This window comes from Streptomyces sp. NPDC002680 (assembly GCF_042889145.1).
GTDB lineage: Bacteria > Actinomycetota > Actinomycetes > Streptomycetales > Streptomycetaceae > Streptomyces > Streptomyces adonidis.
The window spans coordinates 14020-34914 of the sequence record NZ_JBIAQP010000007.1; the positions used below are offsets into that span (position 1 = coordinate 14020).

At 71.4% G+C, this 20895-nt stretch carries 17 protein-coding genes; 8 read left to right on the forward strand and 9 right to left on the reverse strand.

Translation table 11 applies throughout. The features are described from left to right. Positions 1-42: 42 nt before the first annotated feature. Genes ACFYXF_RS19175 through ACFYXF_RS19185 form a run of 3 tightly spaced genes read right to left on the reverse strand, consistent with a single transcriptional unit; the run spans position 43 to position 2703 of the window. Positions 43-945: a metal ABC transporter permease gene (locus ACFYXF_RS19175; protein WP_389350785.1), complete on the reverse strand. Its 903-nt coding sequence runs from the start codon at positions 943-945 to the stop codon at positions 43-45. After that, a complete protein-coding gene (locus ACFYXF_RS19180; RefSeq protein WP_389350786.1) occupies positions 945-1715 on the reverse strand; it encodes a metal ABC transporter ATP-binding protein in 771 nt (256 codons plus the stop codon). The genes ACFYXF_RS19175 and ACFYXF_RS19180 overlap by 1 nt, the downstream gene beginning before the upstream one ends. A gap of 28 nt (positions 1716-1743) precedes the next feature. After that, positions 1744-2703, reverse strand: coding sequence for a metal ABC transporter solute-binding protein, Zn/Mn family (locus ACFYXF_RS19185; RefSeq protein WP_389350787.1), 960 nt, complete (start codon positions 2701-2703; stop codon positions 1744-1746). A 163-nt stretch (positions 2704-2866) separates the two neighbouring features. On the opposite strand from ACFYXF_RS19185, the gene ACFYXF_RS19190 reads away from it, so the two are divergent. The 3 genes from ACFYXF_RS19190 to ACFYXF_RS19200 all read left to right on the forward strand — a co-directional run bounded on the left by ACFYXF_RS19190 (position 2867) and on the right by ACFYXF_RS19200 (position 6079). Next, a complete protein-coding gene (locus tag ACFYXF_RS19190) occupies positions 2867-4249 on the forward strand; it encodes a glycine--tRNA ligase (RefSeq protein WP_389350788.1) in 1383 nt (460 codons plus the stop codon). Positions 4250-4474: 225 nt separating this feature from the next. Then, positions 4475-5392: a DUF4394 domain-containing protein gene (locus ACFYXF_RS19195; protein ID WP_389350789.1), complete on the forward strand. Its 918-nt coding sequence runs from the start codon at positions 4475-4477 to the stop codon at positions 5390-5392. A gap of 75 nt (positions 5393-5467) precedes the next feature. Further along, a complete protein-coding gene (locus ACFYXF_RS19200) occupies positions 5468-6079 on the forward strand; it encodes a LysE family translocator (RefSeq protein ID WP_389350790.1) in 612 nt (203 codons plus the stop codon). 19 nt (positions 6080-6098) lie between these two features. Here ACFYXF_RS19200 and ACFYXF_RS19205 read toward each other — a convergent pair whose 3' ends face one another. From ACFYXF_RS19205 to ACFYXF_RS19215, 3 genes are all read right to left on the reverse strand, one after another. Continuing rightward, a complete protein-coding gene (locus tag ACFYXF_RS19205) occupies positions 6099-6305 on the reverse strand; it encodes a hypothetical protein (RefSeq protein ID WP_235479257.1) in 207 nt (68 codons plus the stop codon). 99 nt (positions 6306-6404) lie between these two features. Then, positions 6405-7118: a response regulator gene (locus ACFYXF_RS19210; RefSeq protein ID WP_389351195.1), complete on the reverse strand. Its 714-nt coding sequence runs from the start codon at positions 7116-7118 to the stop codon at positions 6405-6407. Continuing rightward, positions 7115-8506: a sensor histidine kinase gene (locus ACFYXF_RS19215; protein ID WP_389350791.1), complete on the reverse strand. Its 1392-nt coding sequence runs from the start codon at positions 8504-8506 to the stop codon at positions 7115-7117. The genes ACFYXF_RS19210 and ACFYXF_RS19215 overlap by 4 nt, the downstream gene beginning before the upstream one ends. 226 nt (positions 8507-8732) lie before the next feature. Here ACFYXF_RS19215 and ACFYXF_RS19220 point away from each other — a divergent pair, with 226 nt between their 5' ends. Both ACFYXF_RS19220 and ACFYXF_RS19225 read left to right on the forward strand, forming a co-directional pair. Next, positions 8733-9425, forward strand: a complete 693-nt coding sequence (locus tag ACFYXF_RS19220; protein WP_389350792.1) for an ABC transporter ATP-binding protein — start codon at positions 8733-8735, stop codon at positions 9423-9425. Beyond that, positions 9422-11797, forward strand: a complete 2376-nt coding sequence (locus ACFYXF_RS19225; protein ID WP_389350793.1) for an ABC transporter permease — start codon at positions 9422-9424, stop codon at positions 11795-11797. The genes ACFYXF_RS19220 and ACFYXF_RS19225 overlap by 4 nt, the downstream gene beginning before the upstream one ends. Before the next feature lie 281 nt (positions 11798-12078). Here ACFYXF_RS19225 and ACFYXF_RS19230 read toward each other — a convergent pair whose 3' ends face one another. Continuing rightward, the gene (locus ACFYXF_RS19230) at positions 12079-13512 is read right to left on the reverse strand and encodes an MFS transporter (protein WP_389350794.1); all 1434 of its coding nucleotides are present in this window, start codon (positions 13510-13512) and stop codon (positions 12079-12081) included. A gap of 101 nt (positions 13513-13613) precedes the next feature. Here ACFYXF_RS19230 and ACFYXF_RS19235 point away from each other — a divergent pair, with 101 nt between their 5' ends. Together ACFYXF_RS19235 and ACFYXF_RS19240 are read left to right on the forward strand one after the other, a co-directional pair. Continuing rightward, complete coding sequence (locus tag ACFYXF_RS19235) at positions 13614-14528, forward strand: helix-turn-helix transcriptional regulator (RefSeq protein WP_389350795.1); 915 nt, start codon at positions 13614-13616, stop codon at positions 14526-14528. 212 nt (positions 14529-14740) lie between these two features. Then, entirely contained in the window at positions 14741-15622 is an 882-nt protein-coding gene (locus ACFYXF_RS19240) for an MEDS domain-containing protein (protein WP_389350796.1), read from the forward strand. Here ACFYXF_RS19240 and ACFYXF_RS19245 read toward each other — a convergent pair. Continuing rightward, a complete protein-coding gene (locus ACFYXF_RS19245; RefSeq protein WP_389350797.1) occupies positions 15600-19139 on the reverse strand; it encodes a LuxR C-terminal-related transcriptional regulator in 3540 nt (1179 codons plus the stop codon). The genes ACFYXF_RS19240 and ACFYXF_RS19245 overlap by 23 nt on opposite strands. On the opposite strand from ACFYXF_RS19245, the gene ACFYXF_RS19250 reads away from it, so the two are divergent. Continuing rightward, complete coding sequence (locus tag ACFYXF_RS19250) at positions 19111-19299, forward strand: hypothetical protein (protein WP_389350798.1); 189 nt, start codon at positions 19111-19113, stop codon at positions 19297-19299. The genes ACFYXF_RS19245 and ACFYXF_RS19250 overlap by 29 nt on opposite strands. 27 nt (positions 19300-19326) lie before the next feature. Here the strand turns inward: ACFYXF_RS19250 and ACFYXF_RS19255 are convergent, their stop codons facing one another. After that, positions 19327-20841: an MFS transporter gene (locus ACFYXF_RS19255; protein ID WP_389350799.1), complete on the reverse strand. Its 1515-nt coding sequence runs from the start codon at positions 20839-20841 to the stop codon at positions 19327-19329. Positions 20842-20895: the final 54 nt, after the last annotated feature.

Consider the following 20895-nt stretch of genomic DNA (forward strand, 5'->3'; position numbering starts at 1 on the left):
CTGCGCTTGCCGGGCCATTGTGCCAGCCCGGACTGTGCGCGGTCAGACGCCCGCCCTGTCGGCGGCCTCCCGGCTGGCCGGAATCACACACTCCGCCGGGTCCCCGGCCGACTGCGAGGCGGCCGCGGCACGGGCCCGGCGCCGGGCCAGGGGTGTCGCGAGCGCGGTCAGCGCGATGAACGCGCCGATGGTCAGCAGCACAATTGTCGCGCCGGGCGGCACGTCCTGGTAGTACGAGGTCACGGTCCCGCCGATCGTCACGGACACCCCGATCGCGACGGCGATCGCGAAGGTCGCCGCGAAACTCCGGGTGAGCTGCTGGGCGGCGGCCACGGGAACCACCATCAGGGCGCTGACCAGCAGCAACCCGACGACCCGCATGGCGACCGTCACGGTGACGGCAGCCGTGATCGCGGTGAGCAGATTCAGCGCGCGCACCGGCAGCCCCGTGACCCGGGCGAACTCCTCGTCCTGGCTGACCGCGAAGAGCTGCCGCCGCAGCCCGACGGTGACCAACACCACGAGGGCCGCGAGGACACAGATCGCGGTCACGTCGGACTCGCTGACCGTCGACAGGGACCCGAAGAGATACGAGGTCAGGTTGGCGTTGGAGCCCGTGGGCGCGAGGTTGATGAACATCACGCCGCCGGCCATACCGCCGTAGAACAGCATCGCGAGGGCGATGTCGCCGCGGGTCTTGCCGTACCAGCGGATGAGTTCCATCATCACCGCGCCGACGACGGAGACGCCCGTCGCCATCCACACCGGCGAGGTGTTCAGCAGGAAGCCGAGGCCGACGCCGGTCATCGCGACATGGCCGATGCCGTCCCCCATGAGCGCCTGGCGGCGCTGGACGAGGTAGATGCCGATGGCGGGGGCCGTGACGCCGACGAGGACGGCGGCCAGCAGCGCCCGCTGCATGAAGGCGTAGTCGAGGAATTCCATCAGCTCAGCAGTCCCGTCCGGATCGGTTCGGCGTCGTGAGCCGCGTGCGGGTGTACGTGGTCGTGGCCGGGCAGCGCGTGCTGTCCGACGGCCTGCGGGGGTGGCCCGTCGTGCGTCACACAGCCGTCGCGCAGGACGACGGCCCGGTCGATCAGCGGCTCCAGCGGCCCGAGTTCGTGCAGCACGAGCAGGACCGTCGTACCGGCCGCGACCTGCTCCCGGAGCGTCCGCGCCAGCACCTCCTGGCTCGCCAGGTCGACGCCCGCCATCGGCTCGTCCATGATCAGCAGCTCGGGTTCGGCGGCGAGGGCACGGGCGATCAGCACGCGCTGGTGCTGGCCGCCGGAGAGCGCGTTCACCGAGTCCTTCGCGCGGTCCGCGAGGCCGACGAGGCCGATGGCCCGCTGGACGGCCGCGTGATCGGCCTTGCGCAGCATCCCGAAGCGGGCGCGGGACAGCCGCCCCGACGAGACGATCTCCGTGATCGTCGCGGGCACGCCTCCGGCCGCGGTCGTCCGCTGCGGTACGTAGCCCACGCGCCGCCAGTCCGTGAAGCGGCGGCGGGGGACGCCGAACAGCTCGATCTCGCCCTCGCTGACCGGCACTTGGCCGATGACCGTGCGGATCGCGGTCGACTTGCCCGAGCCGTTGGCGCCGAGCAGCGCGACGACCTCACCGCGGCCCACGGTGAGGTCGATGCCCCGCAGAACCGGGCGCGAGCCCAGCTCGGCGCGTACGCCGCGCAGGGAGATGACCGGCTCGCTGCTCATCCGTCGTACCTCCGTGATGTGGCTGGTGTCACTTGGCGCCAAGTGCCGTCCGGAGCGCCTTGAGGTTGGCCTCCATGACCGCGATGTAGTCGTCGCCCCGGGACTTCTCCGTGATGCCCTCCAGCGGATCGAGGACGTCCGTCTTGAGGTTCGCGTCCTCGGCGAGGGTCTTCGCGGTCTTGTCGGAGACCAGTGTCTCGTAAAAGACGGTCGTCACTCCGTCCGCCTTCGCCTCCTGCTGGAGCTCCTTCATCCGCGCGGCACTCGGCTCGCTCTCCGGGTCCACTCCGGCGATGGCCTCCTGGGTCAGGCCGTAGCGCTCGGCGAGGTAGCCGAAGGCCGCGTGGTTGGTGAAGAACACCTTCGTCGCGGTGTTCTTCAGGCCGTCCTCGAACGAGGTGTCGAGCGAGGTCAGCTTGGCGGTCAACGCCCTGGTGTTCAGCTTGTATTCCGCCGCGTTGGTCGGATCGGCCTTCTGGAAGGCGGCGGACACCCCGTCGGCGATCTCGGCGTACTTCACGGGATCGAGCCAGACGTGCGGGTCGAGGCCGGAGGCTTCCTCGTCGGAGTGCGCATCTTCGCCCTCGTGGGCGTGCCCGTCGCTGCCGTGATCCTCGAGGGTGGTGAGTGTCGCCGCGTCGATCTTCGTCTTCGCCTCGGACTGCGAGACCGCCTCGTCGACGGCGGGCTGGAGGCCCTTGAGATACAGGACCGCGTCGGCCTCCTGGAGCTGCGCGGTCTGCTTGGCGCTGATCTCCAGGTCGTGCGGCTCCTGGCCGGGCTCGGTCAGCGTGCTGATGGAGACATGCCTGCCGCCTATCTGCTCGGCGAGGTACTGCATCGGATAGAACGACGCCACGACGTCGAGCTGCCCGGTGGTGTTCCGGTCGGAGGCGCTCGAGTCCGAGGAACAGGCGGACAGGGCGCCGAGGCCGAGCGCGGTGGCCGCCGCGATCGCGGTGCCCGATATGAGTCGTCGTACGTTCATGACAGTCATTTTCAATGATTCTGGAAACGATTGTCAACAAGCGGTCAAAAGGGCAGGCCCGGAGCGCCGTCAAGGGCTCTGGCCGGAACCGATTTGATTGGGGGGCGGCCCCCGCCGGTAACCTGAAGCATTCGCGCCGTCCGTTCGTAATGAAGAGAGCATCGTGGCCGCCGACAAGATCGACACCATCGTCAGCCTGAGCAAGCGCCGTGGCTTCGTTTTCCCCTGCAGTGAGATCTACGGCGGCCAGCGCGCCGCCTGGGACTACGGACCACTGGGTGTCGAGCTGAAGGAGAACCTCAAGCGCCAGTGGTGGCGCTACATGGTGACGTCGCGCGAGGACGTCGTCGGCATCGACTCGTCCGTCATCCTGGCCCCCGAGGTCTGGGTGGCCTCCGGCCACGTCGCCACCTTCTCCGACCCGCTCACCGAGTGCACCTCCTGTCACAAGCGCTACCGCGCCGACCACCTGGAGGAGGCGTACGAGGCCAAGCACGGCCGTACGCCCGCCAACGGCCTCGCCGACATCAACTGCCCCAACTGCGGCAACAAGGGCCAGTTCACCGAGCCCAAGCAGTTCTCGGGCCTGCTGTCGACGCACCTCGGCCCGACCCAGGACTCCGGCTCGGTCGCGTACCTGCGCCCCGAGACCGCCCAGGGCATCTTCACCAACTTCTCCCAGGTGCAGACCACTTCGCGCCGCAAGCCGCCGTTCGGCATCGCCCAGATGGGCAAGTCGTTCCGCAACGAGATCACGCCCGGCAACTTCATCTTCCGCACCCGTGAGTTCGAGCAGATGGAGATGGAGTTCTTCGTCAAGCCGGGCGAGGACGAGAAGTGGCAGGAGTACTGGATGGGGGAGCGCTGGAACTGGTACACCGGCCTCGGTCTCCGCGAGGAGAACATGCGCTGGTACGACCACCCGGCGGAGAAGCTCTCGCACTACTCGAAGCGCACCGCGGACATCGAGTACCGCTTCCAGTTCGGCGGCAACGAGTGGGGTGAGCTGGAGGGCGTCGCCAACCGCACGGACTTCGACCTCTCGGCCCACGCGAAGGCCTCCGGCCAGGACCTGTCGTACTTCGACCAGGAGGCCGGCGAGCGCTGGACGCCGTACGTCATCGAGCCCGCGGCCGGTGTGGGCCGCGCGATGCTGGCGTTCCTGCTCGACGCGTACATCGAGGACGAGGCGCCGAACGCCAAGGGCAAGATGGAGAAGCGGACGGTGCTGCGGCTCGACCCGCGCCTGGCGCCGGTCAAGGTCGCGGTGCTTCCGCTGTCGCGTAACCCGGAGCTGTCTCCGAAGGCGAAGGGTCTTGCTTCCGCGCTTCGTCAGAACTGGAACATCGAGTTCGATGACGCGGGGGCCATTGGTCGGCGTTACCGGCGGCAGGACGAGATCGGTACGCCGTTCTGTGTGACGGTGGACTTCGACACGTTGGATGACAACGCGGTCACTGTTCGTGAGCGGGACACGATGAAGCAGGAACGCGTGTCGCTGGACCAGATCGAGGGTTACTTGGCTCAGCGGCTTATCGGCTGCTAGGGGTTCTTTGTCGGCCGGCGGCCGGTGGGGGCTGGTCGCGCAGTTCCCCGCGCCCCTAAAGACGGGCGCGGCAGCTGGACGGGATTTCTCGATGCCCCGCTTTCGTTACCGTCGTAACAGACGTAACGAAAGCGGGGTTTCGCCCATCCGGGACACTTGGGGCTCCGAAGGACAGGTCATACGCGGCTCGCAGGGTGCGGGCGGCGCTGACCTCTCGGGGGCACCATGCGCAAGCAAGCAGTGATCGGCGTTGCCACGATGGCTCTGGCGATCGGGGTGGTCGGGTGCGAGGCCGCGGACGAGGCGGCCTCGTCGTCCGACATCGGTGTTCAGTCCGCCGGAGTGAGCGGGCAGGCAGCGGGCGGGCGGCTCACCGCCGTCGGGCTCACCGCCGACCAGCGGCTCGTCACCTTCCGGGTCGACCGGCCCGGGCGGGCCGTTCCGCTCGGCAAGGTGAACGGGCTGCACGGTGACACCAAGCTCATCGGCATCGACTACCGCGTCCAGAACAACAAGCTGTACGGCGTCGGGGACCGGGGTGGCGTCTACACCGTCCGCGAGATCGGCGCCAAGGCGACGAAGGTCTCCCAGCTGAGCGTGCCGTTGCAGGGGAGCAGCTTCGGCGTCGACTTCAACCCCGCCGCCAACCGGCTCCGGGTCATCAGCGACACCGGCCAGAACCTCCGCCACAACATCGACGACCCGGCGGGCGCACCGGCGGCCGGTACGACGGCGACCGACGGTACCCTCACCAACCCGCCGGTCCCGCCCGCGACTTCGGGTGCGGTGGCCACCGGCGTCACGGCGGCGGCGTACACGAACAACGACCTCGACGCGACGACGGCCACCACCCTGTTCGACGTCGACACCGTCAACGACCAGGTGTCGATCCAGTCCCCGGCGAACGCCGGCAACCTCGCCCCCACGGGCAAGCTGGGCGTCGACGCGGCTCCGGCGGGCGCCGGCTTCGACATCTACAGCTCCGCACGCTCCGGCACGAACACCGGCTACGCGGTCCTGCGCGTGGGCGGCGCCCAGCGTCTGTACCGGGTGAACCTGCTGGGCGGTGCGGTGCAGCGCGCGGGCACCTTCGACGCCGGGCGGCCGGTGGTGGACCTGGCGCTGCCGCTGCGGCAGGGCTGAACGCCGTAAGTGGTCCTCTTGAGGGGCCGGCCATTGGACCTGTAGGTCCGGCCGCACCGGCGGCAGGCTGGCCCCATGAGCATCGCTTTTCTGCTGACCACCCTCGTCGTGGTCGCCACGCCCGGTACCGGTGTCGTCTACACGCTCGCCGCCGGGCTGTCGCGGGGGCGGCGGGCCAGTGTCGTCGCGGCCTTCGCCTGCACCCTCGGGTGTGTGCCGCACATGCTGGCCACGGTGACCGGGGTCGCCGCCCTGCTGCACACCAGCGCGACCGCCTTCCAGATCCTCAAGTACGCCGGTGTGGCCTACCTGTTGTACATGGCGTGGGCCACGCTCCGGGAGAAGGGGGCGATCGCCGTCACGGAGGAGGCGGCACCCCGGTCCACGTGGCGGGTGATCGTCCGGGGCGTGCTGATCAACTTCCTCAACCCCAAACTGACCGTCTTCTTCTTCGCGTTCCTGCCCCAGTTCGTGAACCCCGACGACCCCGACTCGGTCGTCACGATGCTCGTCCTGGGCGGGGTCTTCATGCTGGCCACGTTCGTGGTCTTCGCCGCCTACGGCATCCTCGCCGCCTCCGTACGCAGCCAGGTCATGGCACGGCCACGTGTGATGACCTGGCTGCGGCGGGCGTTCGCGGGGTCGTTCCTCGCGCTGGGGGCGAAGTTGGCGACGACGAGCGCGTGAGCGGGGGCGTGAACGGCCTTCAGCCCGCCGTCGGGTCCACCGTCGCCTGGTGTTCCTCGGCGAGGTGTTCCTCCGCCTTCAGCCAGGGCAGGAACTGGACCTTCTTCCGCCAGCCGCACGTGTCGCAGCTCATGACGCGATGTGCTCCGGTTCGCTGGACGTGGACGACGTGTTCCCGCCCGTGCTGGTCCCAGCGGCTCACCTTGCTCGTGTTGATCTGCAACATGACCTCTCCGGCGTCCAAGGTGCGTGCAGGTGTGAGTGTGCAGCAAGAGCAACATCAACGGGGGTCGACTGTGTGAAGAGTTGACAGGATCTGGATAGGTCAGGCCTCGGCCCCGGGCGCGATCAGGCCTGTCTCGTAGGCGAGTACGACCGCCTGGACCCGGTCGCGCAGCTCCAGTTTGGAGAGGATGCGGCCCACGTGGGTCTTGACCGTGGTCGGGCTCAGGAACAGCCGTTCCGCCAGCTCGGCGTTGCTCAGACCCGTCGCCAGCAGCCGCAGGACCTCCAGTTCACGGGGGGTCAGCCCCGACAGGTCCGCGTGCCGGGTCGTGGTCGGTGAGGGCGCCTCGCGATGGGCGAAGCGTTCGATGAGGCGGCGAGTGATCGCCGGCGCGAGCAGGGCGTCGCCGGACTGCACCAGACGTACGGCGGCCACCAGATGCTCGGGCGTGACGTCCTTGAGGAGGAAGCCACAGGCACCGGCGGTGAGGGCCGCGTAGACGTAGTGGTCGAGGTCGTAGGTGGTGAGGATCACGACGCGGGTTCTCGCCGCCTCCGGGGCGTCGTCGGCGAGGATCCGCCGCGTCGCCTCGATGCCGTCCATGCCCGGCATCCGGATGTCCATCAGGACGACATCGGGACGGGTCCGGCGTACGGCGGCCACCGCCTCGGCGCCGTCGGACGCCTCGGCCGTCACCTCGATGCCGTCGGCGGCCAGGATCATCCCGAACCCCGTACGGACCAGGGCCTGGTCGTCGGCGATGACCGCTCGGAGGGGCGGCGGCGATGGCAGGGGTGACTGGTTGTGGGTCATGGTGTCCGCCACGGGACGGTGGCTCTGATGCGGTGGCCGCCGGTGAGGGTCGGGCCGGCGATCAGCTCGCCGCCGTAGACCGCCAGGCGTTCACGCAGGCCGATCAGACCTCGACCGGTTCCCCCGGTGCCGCTGTTCTCGCCTTCCGGCGGTGGGGAGTTGGGGCTCGTGTTGGCCACCTCTATCTGGAGGCAGTCGTCGGTCCAGCCGATCACGACGGAGGCCTCGGCGCCCGGCGCGTGCTTGATCGTGTTGGTCAGCGCCTCCTGCACCACGCGGTACGCCGTCAGGTCCACCCCGGGCGGCAACGGGTCCGGCGGCAGCGTCACCGCGACGGACACCGGAACCCCGGCGCCGCGCACCCGTTCGGTCAGCGCGTCGAGCCGGTCCAGGCCGGGCTGCGGCTCCAGACCGTCGGCGGGGGTGTCGTGGAGGCCGGTGTCCGGGGCGGCCAACAGGCCCATCACATGCCGGAGTTCGGCCATCGCGGCCCGGCCCCCGGCCTCGACCGCGAGCAACGCCTCCTTCGACCGTTCGGGCGCCGCGTCCATCACCTTGCGCGCCGCCCCGGCCTGGATCACCATCACGCTCACATTGTGGGTCACCACATCGTGCAACTCGGCGGCGATCCGGGCCCGTTCCTCCGCGACTGCCTTCCGCATCGCCTCCTCCTGCGCCCGCTCCAACCGCGCGAACCGGTCCCGGCCGACCGCCAGCCGCCGCTGCCCGAACCGGACGAGCCCGGCCAGTACCCCGGCGACCAGCAGCACGACCCCGGGACTCGACCAGCCGGGCAGAATCGGCTCCGCGCGCTGGAACGCGACCCCGGCCAGCACCGCGCCGACGACCAGCGCGGCCAGGGCGCCCGCCCGATAGCGGCTGTGCACGACCGCGCTGTAGGCGCCGATGACGCAGGTCAGCACGGTGATCCAGGAGGCGCGGTCACCGGTGGCCAGCCCCGCGGCCAGCACCACCCCGAACACGGCCAGGGGATACCGGCGCCGGGCCAGCAGCGGCAGCGCCGACAGGACGACCAGGGGCCAGGGCGCGACGGAGCCGTCGTCGCCCTCCATGACCGGCGGGCGGGGTGGCGGTTGCGGGATCTCCGGGGGCTGCGGGACCACCGGTGTGGTCTCGGCCCCGGTTCCGTACCCGTAGTCGGCCTTCGGGAGGAAGCGCACCGGCCCGTCGCCCGGATAGCGCGCCGCGACGATCAGCGCGACGACGGTCAGTACGACCGCCAGCGCCAGGTCGGCGCGTACCGCCCGCCGTGACAGCGGAGCGGGCTTCGGCTCCGGCCGCAGCGCGTCCCACAGGTGCTGACGCCAATGCCGCCAACGACGCCGATGCCGGGCGCGCCGGTACTCCGTCTCCGTCGGCGTTTCCATCGGCTCATTGTGGGGGCGGGTCGCCCCGCCCCGCGTCCCTCCGTACCGAACAGATCAACAAGCCGTTCCTCAGGCGTACTTCGCAGGGATGACCCCACGGCCGGGTCCTCCGCGGGGAGGGCCGGACGTCGGTGTCGCGGCCGACGCGCTGCCACGCCGCCCGCCCCTACGTTCACCGGGTCCGGCAAGTTTCTCTCTCCAACCAACGGCAGGGGCAGGCGAGTTCATGACCCAGGTGATCCAACTCGACGGCGTGGCAAAGCGCTACGACAGTGCGGGCAGGCCCGCGCTCGGGCCGCTCACGCTCTCCGTCGAACAGGGCGAGGCCCTCGCCGTGACCGGCCCCTCCGGCAGCGGCAAGTCCACTCTGCTGAACCTCGTCGCGGGCCTGGACCGGGCGACCGAGGGCAGTGTGTCCGTGGCCGGCCGACGGCTCGACGACCTGAGCGAGCACGCGCTGGCCCGGTTCCGCCGCGAACAGATCGGCATGGTCTTCCAGTTCTTCAACCTCCTCGACGACCTCACCGTCACCGACAACATCCAGCTCCCCGCCCAACTGCGGGGAACCGCACGGCGCGAGACGGCCGCCCGCGCCGGGGAACTCATGGAGGTGCTCGGCATCCAGAAGCACGCCCGCGCCTATCCGGGCCGGCTCTCGGGCGGTGAACGCCAGCGGGTCGCGGTCGCCCGCGCCCTGGTCAACCGCCCCGCGCTGCTGCTCGCCGACGAGCCGACCGGCGCCCTCGACACCGCGTCCGGTCAGGACGTACGGGAGCTGCTGGTCGAGCTGCATCGGGGCGGGCAGACCATCGTGCTGGTCACGCACGACCTGGCGCTCGCCGAGTCGTGCGCGAGCCGCACGATCCGGCTGGTCGACGGTCATCTCGCCCTCGACACCCGGGCGGAGGCCGTCCGATGATCGGCTTCGGCGGCGGTGCGCTCGGCCGGGTCGTACGGTCGGGGGTGGGCCGGCGGCGGGTGCAGACCGTGGTGATCGCCGTGGCCACGATGATGGCCGTGGCCTCGGCGGTGGTCGCCGGGTCGCTCGTCGTCGCCGCGAACCGGCCCTTCGACCAGGCGTTCACGCAGCAGCACGGCGCGCATCTGACCGTACAGTTCGATCCGGCCAAGGTGACCGAGGCGCAGATCGAGGCCACGGGGGAGCAGGAGGGCGTCACCGCGACCGCCGGGCCCTACCCGGCCACGACGATCAAGCCGGTGGACTCGGCGAACGGACACCTGCCGACGCTGACGCTCGTCGGACGGTCCGCGCCAGGGGCCGACGTGGACGATCTGGACCTCAAGTCCGGCCGGTGGGCGGCGAAGTCGGGCGAGATCGTGCTGAACGGGGAGTTCGACGGCCCCAACCTCGGCCTCGGCTCCACGCTCAGGGCCACGGACGCCGCCGACAGCCCGACCCTGACGATCGTCGGCTTCGCCGTCTCGGTCAGCAGAACCGCCGACGTCTGGACGACCCCCGCCCAGGCCAGGGCACTGGCTTCGGCGGACGCCCCCCTCACGAGCCAGATGCTCTACCGCTTCGCCGCGGCCGACACGGAGGGCCAGATCACCGCGGGCCGCAAGCGGATCGCCGCGGCTGTGCCGTCCGGGGCGCTGCTGGGCAGCCGGTCGTACCTGGAGACGAAGCGTGACGCCGATCAGGGCGCCGCGCCGACCATCCCGTTCCTCGTCGCCTTCGGCATCCTCGGCATCGTGATGTCGGTGATCATCGTCTCCAGTGTGACGAGCGGCGCGGTCGGGTCGAGCCTGCGCAGGATCGGCATCCTCAAGGCCGTCGGCTTCACCCCGCGCGAGGTCGTACGCGCCTATGTGGCCCAGGCGTTGATCCCGGCGGCCGTCGGTATCGCGCTGGGCGTCGTCCTCGGCAACCTGCTCGCCGTACCGCTCCTCGACGACACCGAGCAGGCGTACGGCACCGCCAGTCTGAGCGTCGCCTGGTGGGTGGACGTCGTGGTGGCGGGCGGGGCGCTGCTGGTCGTCGGGGTCGCCGCGCTGATCCCCGCCCTGCGCGCCGGACGGCTGCGTACGGTCGAGGCCATCGCGGTGGGCAGGGCGCCCCGCACCGGACGCGGCCAGTGGGCCCACCGGGCGGCGGGACGGCTGCCGCTGCCGCGCGCGGTGACGTACGGCCTCGCGAGTCCCTTCGCGCACCCGGTCCGCACGGTCGCGATGCTGCTCGCGGTGACCTTCGGGACGGTCGCGGCGACCTTCGCGGTGGGCCTGACCGCGTCCCTGACGGCGGTCGGCGCGGCGGCCGACCCCGAGGACCGCGCCGAGGTCACGGTGTTCGCGGGCGGACCGACGCCCGGCCCCGGCGGCACCCGGCGTACGGAGAACGAGACACCCGAGGCCCCGGCCGCCGACCCGGCCGCCATCCGCGCGGCCGTCGAGGCCCAGCCAGGCACCGCTTCCTACTACGCCATGACGAAGAACGACGCCTCGGTGGCCGGGATCACCGGTGCGGTCCCGGCCAGCCTCTACCAGGGGGACACCCGGACCGGCAGCTACGAGATGCTCTCCGGGCACTGGCTCGACGGCGCGGGCCAGGTGGTGGTCGGCTCGGGCTACCTGAAACGAACGGGCACCCGGATCGGCGACTCGCTCCGGATGACCTACGAGGGGCACACCCGAACCCTGCGGATCGTCGGCGAGGCCTTCGACACATCGGACGGCGGGCTCCAACTCCACGCGAACATCGCGGACTTCCCCGGAACCGAGCCCAGGATGTTCCTCGTCGAGGTGAAGCAGGGCGTCGCTCCCGGCGAGTACGCGGAGAAGCTCGCCGAGGCCGTGCGACCACTGGGCGGCGATGCCATGGCCAACTCCCCCTCGGGGCAGGACAACTTCGTGATCATCCTGCAGTCCATGGCGGCCCTGCTCACCCTGATGCTGGTCTCCGTGGCCGGCATGGGCGTTCTCAACTCGGTGGTCCTGGACACCCGGGAACGGGTCCACGACCTGGGCGTCTGCAAGGCCATCGGCATGACCCCACGCCAGACGGTCACCCTCGTACTGGCCTCGGTGACCGGCATAGGCATCCTGGGCGGCCTGATCGGCGTCCCCACCGGCTTCGCCCTGCACGGCATAGTCCTACCCCTGATGGGCCACGCGGCAGGCACCGAACTACCCCCGTCGATCCTCGACGTGTACGACCCGTGGCAACTGGCCCTACTGGGCCTGGCAGGCATCACGATCGCCCTACTGGGCGCGCTGCTCCCGGCAGGCTGGGCGGCGAGAGCACGAACGGCGACGGCGCTGCGGACGGAGTAAGGGGGAAGGGGGAGGGAGCTTGGGTGGCGGGTGGCGGGGGAGGGCGTGGATCCGGGGCCGGGGCCGGGGCGGGGACGGCAGCGGCCGGAGGATGGGCGGAGGCCGGAGGCGGGCGGAGGCCGGGGGAACGGGCGGGCCGGGGGGAACGGGCGGAGACCCGAAGATGCGGGAGCCGCCCCGAAGGGGCGCTCCCGCCAGGGGCGCGGGGAACTGCGCGACCAGCCACAACGCACCCGCACCCAACACCCAACCGCCTGACCCGAGCTCCCAGTACTGACCGCTCAGCCAATCACCCGCGGCAACCGCACGCTGAGCAGAGTCGTCAACACAATGCCCCCCAACTGCACCACCAGCGTCGTCACGAGCGCATCCCCCATCCCCATCCCCGGAGACAGCGAAAGAAACAACGTCCCCAACGTAGCCACCCCCAACGCCAGAGCCGACTGCTGAGTCGTGATCATGACCCCGCTCCCCACACCAGCCCGCGCAGGCTCGATCTCCGACAGGATGATCCGGAACAGCACAGGCAGTTGCAGCGCCTGCCCCGCCCCGGCGACAGCCGCGCCCGGCAGCAGCTCCACCAGCCCCAGATCCGGCCAGGACCGCCACGCCGCGAGGGCGATGAGGGCCACCCCCACCCCCTGGATCATCCCGCCGACCGTCACGACCCGCGTGCCGAACCGGGTGACCAGCCGAGGCCCCGCGAGGGACACGCAGAAGAACGTCACCGCCATCGGCGCCAGCGCCAACCCCGCCTGCACAGGCCCCAGCTCCGCACCCCGCTGCAGAGCCACCGCGATCACGAACATGAACCCGCTGAAGCCGATCGAGAACGGCACGATCATCACCAGCCCCCGCCGCAACGACGTCAGCGCGAAGAGGGTCGGCGGCACGAGAGGAGTACGCCCCTTCCGGTCCGCGCCGCGCTCGACCGCGTAGAACGCCGCCGCCGCGAACGGGAACGCGGCCAGCGACACCCACGTCCACAGCGGCCACCCCGCCGCCCGGCCCTCGGTGAGGGGCGCCAGCAGCGTGATCAGGGACACCGCGAGGAGGAACGTGCCGGGCACGTCCACCGGCTCCGGGCGCTGCGAGCGGGTCTCCGGGACCGTCCGGGCCGCCAGGACCAGGCCGAGCAGCACGACCGGCACGTTCACCAGGAACACCGACCGCCAGCCGGTGCCCGCGATGTCGGCGGCGACGAGTACGCCGCCCAGGATCTGGCCCGCCACCATCGACAGGCCCGCCGTCGCCCCGTACAGGCCCATCGCCCGCGCGCGGCGCGGCCCGGCCGTGGCCGACTGGATCGTCGCGAGCACCTGCGGCAGCATCGCCGCCGACGCCGCGCCCTGCGCGATCCGGGCCGCCACCAGCGTCCAGGCGGTCGGCGCGAGCCCGCAGGCCAGCGAGGTGATGCCGAAGGCCACCATGCCGCCGATGAAGAGCCGGCGCCGGCCGAAGAGGTCGCCGAGCCGCCCGCCGAGAACGAGCAGGACGGCGTACGCGACCCCGTACCCGGCGACCACCAGTTCGAGGACGGCCTCGCTCGCGGCGAGGTCCCGGCCGATGGTGGGCAGGGCGACGTTGACGATGAAGAAGTCGATGAGAGGGAGTGCCGCACCGAGCAGCACGGTGAACAGGCCGAGCCCGCCGAGTACGGGTGACCCGGCGGGGGAGCGGACGGAGGCGGTGGGTGAGGTGCTTGTTTCGGTCACGTCGACCAGCGTCCGCCTCTCCTGAGGGTGGTACCAGAGTGTCTTTATCCTGGTAGTAGGAGTACCTGGAAACAGGGTCCGCGCGGAGAGAAAGTGGAGGGGTGACCACCATCGCCCAGGAAACCGTCGCTCAGCAACAGCACGAGCAGCACCGGCAGGAGCAGCGGCCGGGCGGGCGCGGCTCGGAGATCCGGCGCCATGAACTCGCCGTCTTCCTGCGCAGCCGCCGCGAGCGCATCACCCCCGAGCAGGTCGGCCTGCCGCGCGGCAGGCGACGCCGTACGCCGGGACTGCGCCGCGAGGAGGTCGCGCAGCTCTCCGCCGTGGGCGTGACCTGGTACACCTGGCTCGAACAGGCCCGCGCCATCCAGGTCTCCGAACAGGTGCTCGACGCCCTGGCCCGTACCCTCCTCCTCGACCCGAGCGAACGCGCCCACCTCTTCCAACTGGCCGGAGCCGTCGACCCCACGCCCGCCGCGAGCTGCCCGACGATCACGCCCGCCATCCGTGAACTCCTGCGCGCCCTCGACCCCATCCCGGCCTGCATCCAGAACAGCCGGTACGACATCCAGGGGTACAACCGCACGTACAGCCGTCTCATGGGCGACCTGGACGCCGTACCGCCCGAGGACCGCAACCTCATGCTGCTCGTCTACACGAACGAGGAGTGGCGGAAGTCGGTCGTCCTGCTCGAAGAGACACTGCGCGTGATGGCGGCGAAGCTCCGGGTCCAGCAGGCGGCCCATCTCGGCGACCCTGCCTGGAAGTTGATGCTGAGGCGGCTGCGCGCGGAGTCCCCGGAGTTCTGCGAGATCTGGGAGCGGTACGAGGTGATCAACGTCCGCGGCAAGACGAAGCAGTTCCGCAATCCGTACGTCGGCCTGCTCACCGTCGACCACACGGACCTGTGGCTCGCCCCGGAGCTGGGCACCCGCCTGGTGACGATGGTCCCGTCGGACGCGGAGACGCGCGAACGCATGGAGAAGCTGTACGAGATGTTCGCGGACGAGGGGTAGTCGCGAAGGGGTGGAAGTCGATCCATTCAGATCGGACATCCGATCGCGATTGGTCAATTCCGTTCGCAATGAGGGGAGTTGGTGGTGGCGGCGGTGATGGGCGCAGGCGTTTCCCTACCGTCGTACTGAGTGGATCATCAGCAGCCGGGGAGGCGCCCTCGATGACGGAACACGGACCTGAGCACGCACACGCAACTGCCAGAAGCGTCCCCGTGGAGGCGTTGCGACCGGGTGACCACGCCTGCCTGGACGTGCCCGACGCGCAGGCCCACTGGCAGGTCCTGACCGCCTACACCCGCACCGGACTGACCCGGGGCGAGCGGGTGATGGTCGTCCTCGACCCGGCCGACGTGAGCGACGACGACGCCCTCGCCCGGCTCGACGGCGGCACCGGCCAGGCCGAAGATGCCCGGCGGAGCGGGCAGTTGGAGATCGTACGGAACACCGCCGTGTACGTCCCCGACGGCAGCTTCTCGAAGGAGCGCCAGTTCCGGCTCTACTCCGACGAGTTGGAGCGGGCGCGGACCGAGGGGCTGACCGGGCTGCGGGTCGGGGCCGACATGGCCTGGGGGCAGCGGACCGGGGTCAGCGACGACCAACTCGTCGACTACGAGGCGTTCATGGAGCCGCTGTTCGTGGATCCCCGTCTCACCGCGATGTGCTGGTACAGCCGTCATCAGTACACCGACCACCTGGTGGCCGCGATGCGGACGGTCCACCCACTCCAGGTGATGACCCACCTCGACGCCCTCGAAGTGACCCGCACCGACGGCGGCGCACGGATCGCCGGCTCCGCCGAGCCCGGCACCCGCGAGGAGTTCACGGCGACCCTGCGCGCCCTGCTGACCCGCCGCTCCGCCATCGGCTCGACCCCCCTCCGATACGAACTCGACCTGACCGACCTCTTCTACATGGAGGCCCACGCCGCCTGGCAGCTCATCGGCTTCGCCCGAGGACTGCCCGACGGCGACACCCTCGACGTCCGCTGCGGCCCGATCCTCGAAGCGGTCCTGCGGGGCCTGGGCTCCGACGACGTACGCCAGCTGAGACTCCGCACGGAGACGGGAACGGTCACCGGCAGGGCGGCCCACTGAACCAGGCCGCCACCTGACTCCGCCCCGCGAACCCCAACTTGCCAAGAATCCGCTGAACATGCCCCTCAGCCGTACGCCGCGAGATTACCAGCCGCTCGGCGATCTGCCGGTTGGTCATACCCGAGGCAATCAGCGCGACAACTTCCCACTCACGGGGGGTGAGGCCGGTGTCGGGGGGTACGGGGGGTGCGGCCCGTGCAGGGGGCACGGCCCGCGCGGGGCGCCGGGCTCCCGGTGCGCGGCGTCCGGCTGCCGAGGCGGGGCGCCCGTTCCCCGCTGAGGGGAGTCCGGGTCCGGCTGTGGCGCGTTCGGCTCCTGGTGCGGTGCGCTCGTTCCCTGCCGGGGCGCGCTCGGGGCCCGCTGCGGCGGGCCCGGTTTCCGCTGCGCCGCGCCCGGTCCCTGCCGGGGTGCGTCCGGCTCCCGCCGAGGCGCGTCCGGTTCCCGTTGCGCCGCGCTCGCAGCCCGCTGCGGTGCGCTCATTCCCGGCAGAGGTGCGTCCGGGTTCCGCTGTGGTGCGTCCGGTTCCTGGTGGGGTGCGTTCGTTCCCTGCCGGGGTGCGTTCGGGGCCCGCTGCGGCGGGTCCGGTTCCCGCAGCGCCGCGGCCGGTCCCCGCCGGGGTGCGCCTGGGTTCGGCTGTGGTGCGTCCGGTTCCCGATGTGCCGCGCTCGCTGCCCGCTGTGGCGTGTCCGGGTTCCGCTGCGTTGCTCTCGTTCCCTGCCGAGGCGTCCCGGGGTCCCGCTGTGGTGGGTCCGGCTCCTGGTGCGGCGCGCCTGGTCCCCGCCGGGGTGCGCCTGGGTTCGGCTGTGGTGCGTCCGGCTCCCGCTGTGCCGCGCTCGCTGCCCGCTGTGGTGCGCCAGGGGTCTGGTGCGGTGCGCCCGCTCCCTGCTGAGGCGCGCGAGTCTCTCGCCGAGGTGCGTCCGGGTTCCGTTGCGCCGCGCTCGTTTCCTGCCGGGGCGCGCCCGGGTTCCGCTGTGGTGTGTCCGTCTCCGGGTGAGGCGCCCCCGGCTCCTGGTGTGCTGTGCCCGTTCCCTGCCGTGGTGCGTCCGGGTTCTGGAGCGGCGCCCCGGGCTCCTGGTGTGCCGCGTCCGTTCCCCGCCGAGGTGCGTTCGCTCCCCGCCGAGGCGTGTCTGGGGCCCGCTGAGGCGCGCCCAGCACCCGTCGCGCCGCGACTGTTCGCCGAGGTGCGCTCGGGTTCCGTTGCGGCGCGGCTGTTCTTCGCCGATGTATGCCCGGTTGCCACCGAGGCGCGTCCGGTTCCCGATGCGGCGCGCCCGTTCTCCGCTGCTGCGGTGCCCGTCTCGCCCAGCGCGTACGCGAGAGCCTCCTCGGCGGACAGGTCGTAACCCTGGCGGTGGGCCTCGTCGTGCCAGTCGTCGTTGGACGTCTCGTGGGGCTGGCGTTGGCCGGCCAGGGGGTCGTGGCCGAGGTCGTACCAGATGCGGTGTGCCGCGCCCTGGAGCACGGCGGCCCGTTCGGTGTCGCCCCGGGCGGCGGTGGCGACGGCAAGTACCTCCAGGGTGCCGCCGACGGCGTGCGGCTCGCCGGTGACGTACGGCAGCCGCAGACAGCGCCGGGCGCTCTCGGCGGCGGCGTCGTGCTCGCCGAGGGCCCAGCGGGCGGTGGCGAGTGCGCCCAGGACGTACGAGCGCACCCACTGCTCGCCGTGCGCCTCGCACACGGCGAGGGCGTCCAGGCACAGCGGGACGGCGAGTTCGGGCCTGCCGTGGAAGGTGAGGGTCGTCGCCATCTCGACGCGGCTGAGGACGTGGAAGGAGAGCAGCGGTGCCGTGTCGTTCCCGGTGCGTTCGCCGAGGATCTCGGCGAGTGGTCTGACGTCCGGTATCTCGTGCGGGGCCAGCGTCGGGGTGTGCGGGGCGCCGGCCAGGAGAACGGCGTTCGTACGGCTGCGGACCAGCGGGATCAGGGCGGCGGCCCAGTTCGCCCGGGTCAGCTCGGGCGACGGGCGCCCGCCCTCGCGCAGGGCGAGCCTCTGCCACCAGTGCCGCAGCTCCGCCCAGGCGCCGCGCGCGATCCAGTAGAACCACAGGCTGCCGACCAGACGCAGCCCGCGCGGGGCCTCCCCGGGGGTGGTGAGACAGAAGTCGAGCGCCGCCCGCAGATTGTCGTGCTCGGCACGCAGCCCGGCCAGGGTCCCCGGCTGGTCCGGCCCGAACCACCCCCGCTCGTGCTCCTCGGCAACGCGGACGAAGTACGCGCACAACCGCCGACGAGCATCATCGGCCTCCCCACCCGCCTCCAGCTTCTCCAGCCCGTACTCCCGAAGCAGCGCCAGCATCCGATAACGGGCCCCGCTCTCACCCTCCTCCCTGACCAGCACGGACTTCTCCACCAGCCCGGTCACGGCGGCCAGCACAGCGACTCGGGCGTTCCCTGCTCCGACCCCAGCAGCGCCCACTCCGGCGTCGGCGCGGGCCGGTGCCCTGCCGCCCGTGCGGGCTGTCCCCGCCTGGGGCGGCCCGCCGTGCGGGCCGACCGTGTCCGGGCGGGCTGCCCGGCCTGTGACGTGAGCCGTGCCCTCCGGGCCGGATGTGCCGTGGGCGTGAGCCGTGCCCTCCGGGCCGGATGTGCCGTGGGCGTGGCCCGTGCCCGCCGGGCCGGATGTCCCGCCGGCATGGCCCGCTCCCGCCGGATCGGCTCCGGCCCCGGAACGGCACCCCTTCCTCCCGCCCGACCGCCCCGCGAAGGACTCGCACACCGCCTCCGCCCCCGCCAGATCGAAGCTGCCGGTGAACACCGACAGGTGGGACCAGGCGAGTTGCTCCTCCGGCGTGCACAGGTCGTGGCTCCAGTCCACCGCTGAGCGGAGCGTCTGGTGGCGGGGTGGAGCCGTCGGGCTGCCGGAGGTGAGGAGGCGGTAGCGGTCGCCCAGGCGTTCGCCGAGGCGTTCGTCCAGTTGCTCCACGCCCAGCACGTGCATCCGTACGGCCGCCAGTTCGATCGCCAGCGGGAGGCCGTCCAGGCGGTGGCAGAGGCGGGCCACCGCCACCCGGTTGCGGTCGGTGATCTCGAAGCCGGGGGCCACCGCCGCCGCCCGGTCGGCGAACAGACGCAGTGCGGGGAAGTCCGTCCCGGGGAGGTCGTCCCCGGGGGACGGGGTGGCCAGCGGGGCCACCGGGAGCAGTCGCTCCTCGGGGAGACCGAGCCGGTGGCGGCTGGTGGCCAGGACCCTGACCCCCTCCGTCGCGCCGAGCACGGCCGCCACCAGCGAGGCACACGCCTCCGCCACGTGCTCGCAGTTGTCCAGGACCAGCAGCAGCCGTCGGGTACGCAGATGCTCGACGACCGTCTCCAGCGGCGCCCGGCCCGTCTCGTCCCGGATACCGAGCGCGTCCGCCACCGCGTGCGGCACCAGCGTGCCGTCCCGCACGGCGGCCAGCGGCACCAGCCACACCCCGTCCGGGAAACCCCGTACCGCTCCCTCCGCCACCCGTCCCGCGAGCCGGGTCTTGCCCACCCCGCCGGGACCGGTGAGCGTCAGCAGCCTGGTGGTCGTCAACAGCCTTCTGGCCTGCGTCAGTTCATGGCTCCGGCCCACGAAACTCGTGCCCGTCGCGGGGAATCCGACCGTCCGCCGCGACCCGACTGCCCCCACGATCGGCCACGCCCTCTTCGAGTTCGTCGAGTTGATGGTGCCCTTGCTTCTTCCCCAACGGTGATCATCAGCAATGGGTTACAACAACGGCTCACATCGAGGTGCGCGCCCCCGCAGCGCCTCGCACGCCTGTCTCCCCGCCCCCGCTCCCGCCACTGCCCTCACCGGCCGCACTCCCGCTGCCGCCGCCGTCCTCGATCTTCAGGCGCTCCGCCGTCCGCTCGGCCGTCCGCCGGGCCCAGCCGCCGGTCGTGACGGCACCCAGGACCAGTACGGACAGACCGCAGCCCGCGATGATCCACCAGCCGGGCCGCGCCGCGGCGGCGAACACCTCCTTGTACGGGCCCGACCCGATGCCCGACGCCAGCGCCGCGCCGATCACCGCCACCCCGAGCGTGCCGCCGGTCTGCCGGCTGGTCGAGGCGATCGCGGCGGCCACCCCGGCCTGGGCGCGGGGCATGCCCGAGACGGCCGTGTTGGTGATCGGCGCGTTGACGAAGCCGAAGCCGAGACCGAACAGGAAGTACCCGATCACCAGCGTCACGTTCGACGTCTCCCCGTCGAACCCCGCGAACAGGACCCCGCTCGCCGTCATCGTGACCCCCGCTGTGAGCAGCGAGAACCGTGGACCCCGGCTGCCGACCAGCCGCCCCGATATCGGCGCGCACACGAAGCACATCACCGCCATCGGCAGCATCCACAGACCGGCGTGCAGCGCGGACAGCCCCCGCACGTTCTGCAGATACAGCGTCGACAGGAACAGGAACCCGCTCAGCGCGGCGAACGCGCTCACCGCGACCACGGTCGCCCCACTGAACGGCACCGACCGGAAGAACCGCAGGTCGATGAGGGGTTCGGTGCGCCGGGGCTCGTAGTACAGCAGCCCCAGCAGCGCGGCCAGGGCGACCGCCCCGAAGGCGAGCGTGTGCGTGACGGGCGAGTTGGGGGCCTCGATGATCGCGTACGTCAGCGAGCCGAGCAGTGCGATGACCAGGACCTGGCCGACCGGGTCCGGACGGCGGGCCTTCGGCGCCCGGGACTCGGGGACGAACCGCCAGGTCAGCAGCAGCGCGACGAGGCCCACCGGCAGGTTGAGCCAGAAGATCGAGCGCCAGCCGACGGAGTCCACGAGCAGGCCGCCGACGATCGGGCCGGCGGCCATGGATATGCCGACCACCCCGCCCCACACCCCGATCGCCCGGGCCCGCTCGCGCGGGTCGGTGAAGGTGTTGGTGATGATCGACATGGCGACCGGGTTGAGCATCGAACCGCCGATCGCCTGGATCATGCGGAACACGATGAGCGAGTCGAGGTTCGGGGCGAGCGAGCAGAGCACCGAGCCGAGGGTGAACAGGACAAGGCCGGTCTTGAAGACCCGGCGACGCCCGATCCGGTCGGCGGTCGACCCCGCGAGCATCAGCAGCGAGGCCAGCACGAGCGTGTACGCGTCGAGCGCCCACTGCATACCGGCCACGCTCGCGCCCAGGTCCTTCTCCATGGAAGGCAGCGCGACATTGAGCACGGTGACGTCGAGGCTCACGATCAGCAGGCTCATGCAGCAGATCGCGAGCACCAGCATGCGGCGGCGGGGACTCAGCTCGGACATGCGAACATAGTACGCCTAACTAACGACTTTGGCTGTACTCCATTCGGTGCGAGA

What these genes read in the sequence shown, in the direction of transcription:
- ACFYXF_RS19220 (WP_389350792.1), top strand. Translation starts at nt 8,733, where the DNA reads ATGACCCAGGTGATCCAACTCGACGGCGTGGCAAAGCGCTACGACAGT.
- ACFYXF_RS19175 (WP_389350785.1), bottom strand. Translation starts at nt 945, where the DNA reads ATGGAATTCCTCGACTACGCCTTCATGCAGCGGGCGCTGCTGGCCGCC.
- ACFYXF_RS19205 (WP_235479257.1), bottom strand. Translation starts at nt 6,305, where the DNA reads ATGTTGCAGATCAACACGAGCAAGGTGAGCCGCTGGGACCAGCACGGG.
- ACFYXF_RS19200 (WP_389350790.1), top strand. Translation starts at nt 5,468, where the DNA reads ATGAGCATCGCTTTTCTGCTGACCACCCTCGTCGTGGTCGCCACGCCC.
- ACFYXF_RS19185 (WP_389350787.1), bottom strand. Translation starts at nt 2,703, where the DNA reads ATGAACGTACGACGACTCATATCGGGCACCGCGATCGCGGCGGCCACC.
- ACFYXF_RS19180 (WP_389350786.1), bottom strand. Translation starts at nt 1,715, where the DNA reads ATGAGCAGCGAGCCGGTCATCTCCCTGCGCGGCGTACGCGCCGAGCTG.
- ACFYXF_RS19210 (WP_389351195.1), bottom strand. Translation starts at nt 7,118, where the DNA reads ATGACCCACAACCAGTCACCCCTGCCATCGCCGCCGCCCCTCCGAGCG.
- ACFYXF_RS19215 (WP_389350791.1), bottom strand. Translation starts at nt 8,506, where the DNA reads ATGGAAACGCCGACGGAGACGGAGTACCGGCGCGCCCGGCATCGGCGT.
- ACFYXF_RS19255 (WP_389350799.1), bottom strand. Translation starts at nt 20,841, where the DNA reads ATGTCCGAGCTGAGTCCCCGCCGCCGCATGCTGGTGCTCGCGATCTGC.
- ACFYXF_RS19195 (WP_389350789.1), top strand. Translation starts at nt 4,475, where the DNA reads ATGCGCAAGCAAGCAGTGATCGGCGTTGCCACGATGGCTCTGGCGATC.
- ACFYXF_RS19225 (WP_389350793.1), top strand. Translation starts at nt 9,422, where the DNA reads ATGATCGGCTTCGGCGGCGGTGCGCTCGGCCGGGTCGTACGGTCGGGG.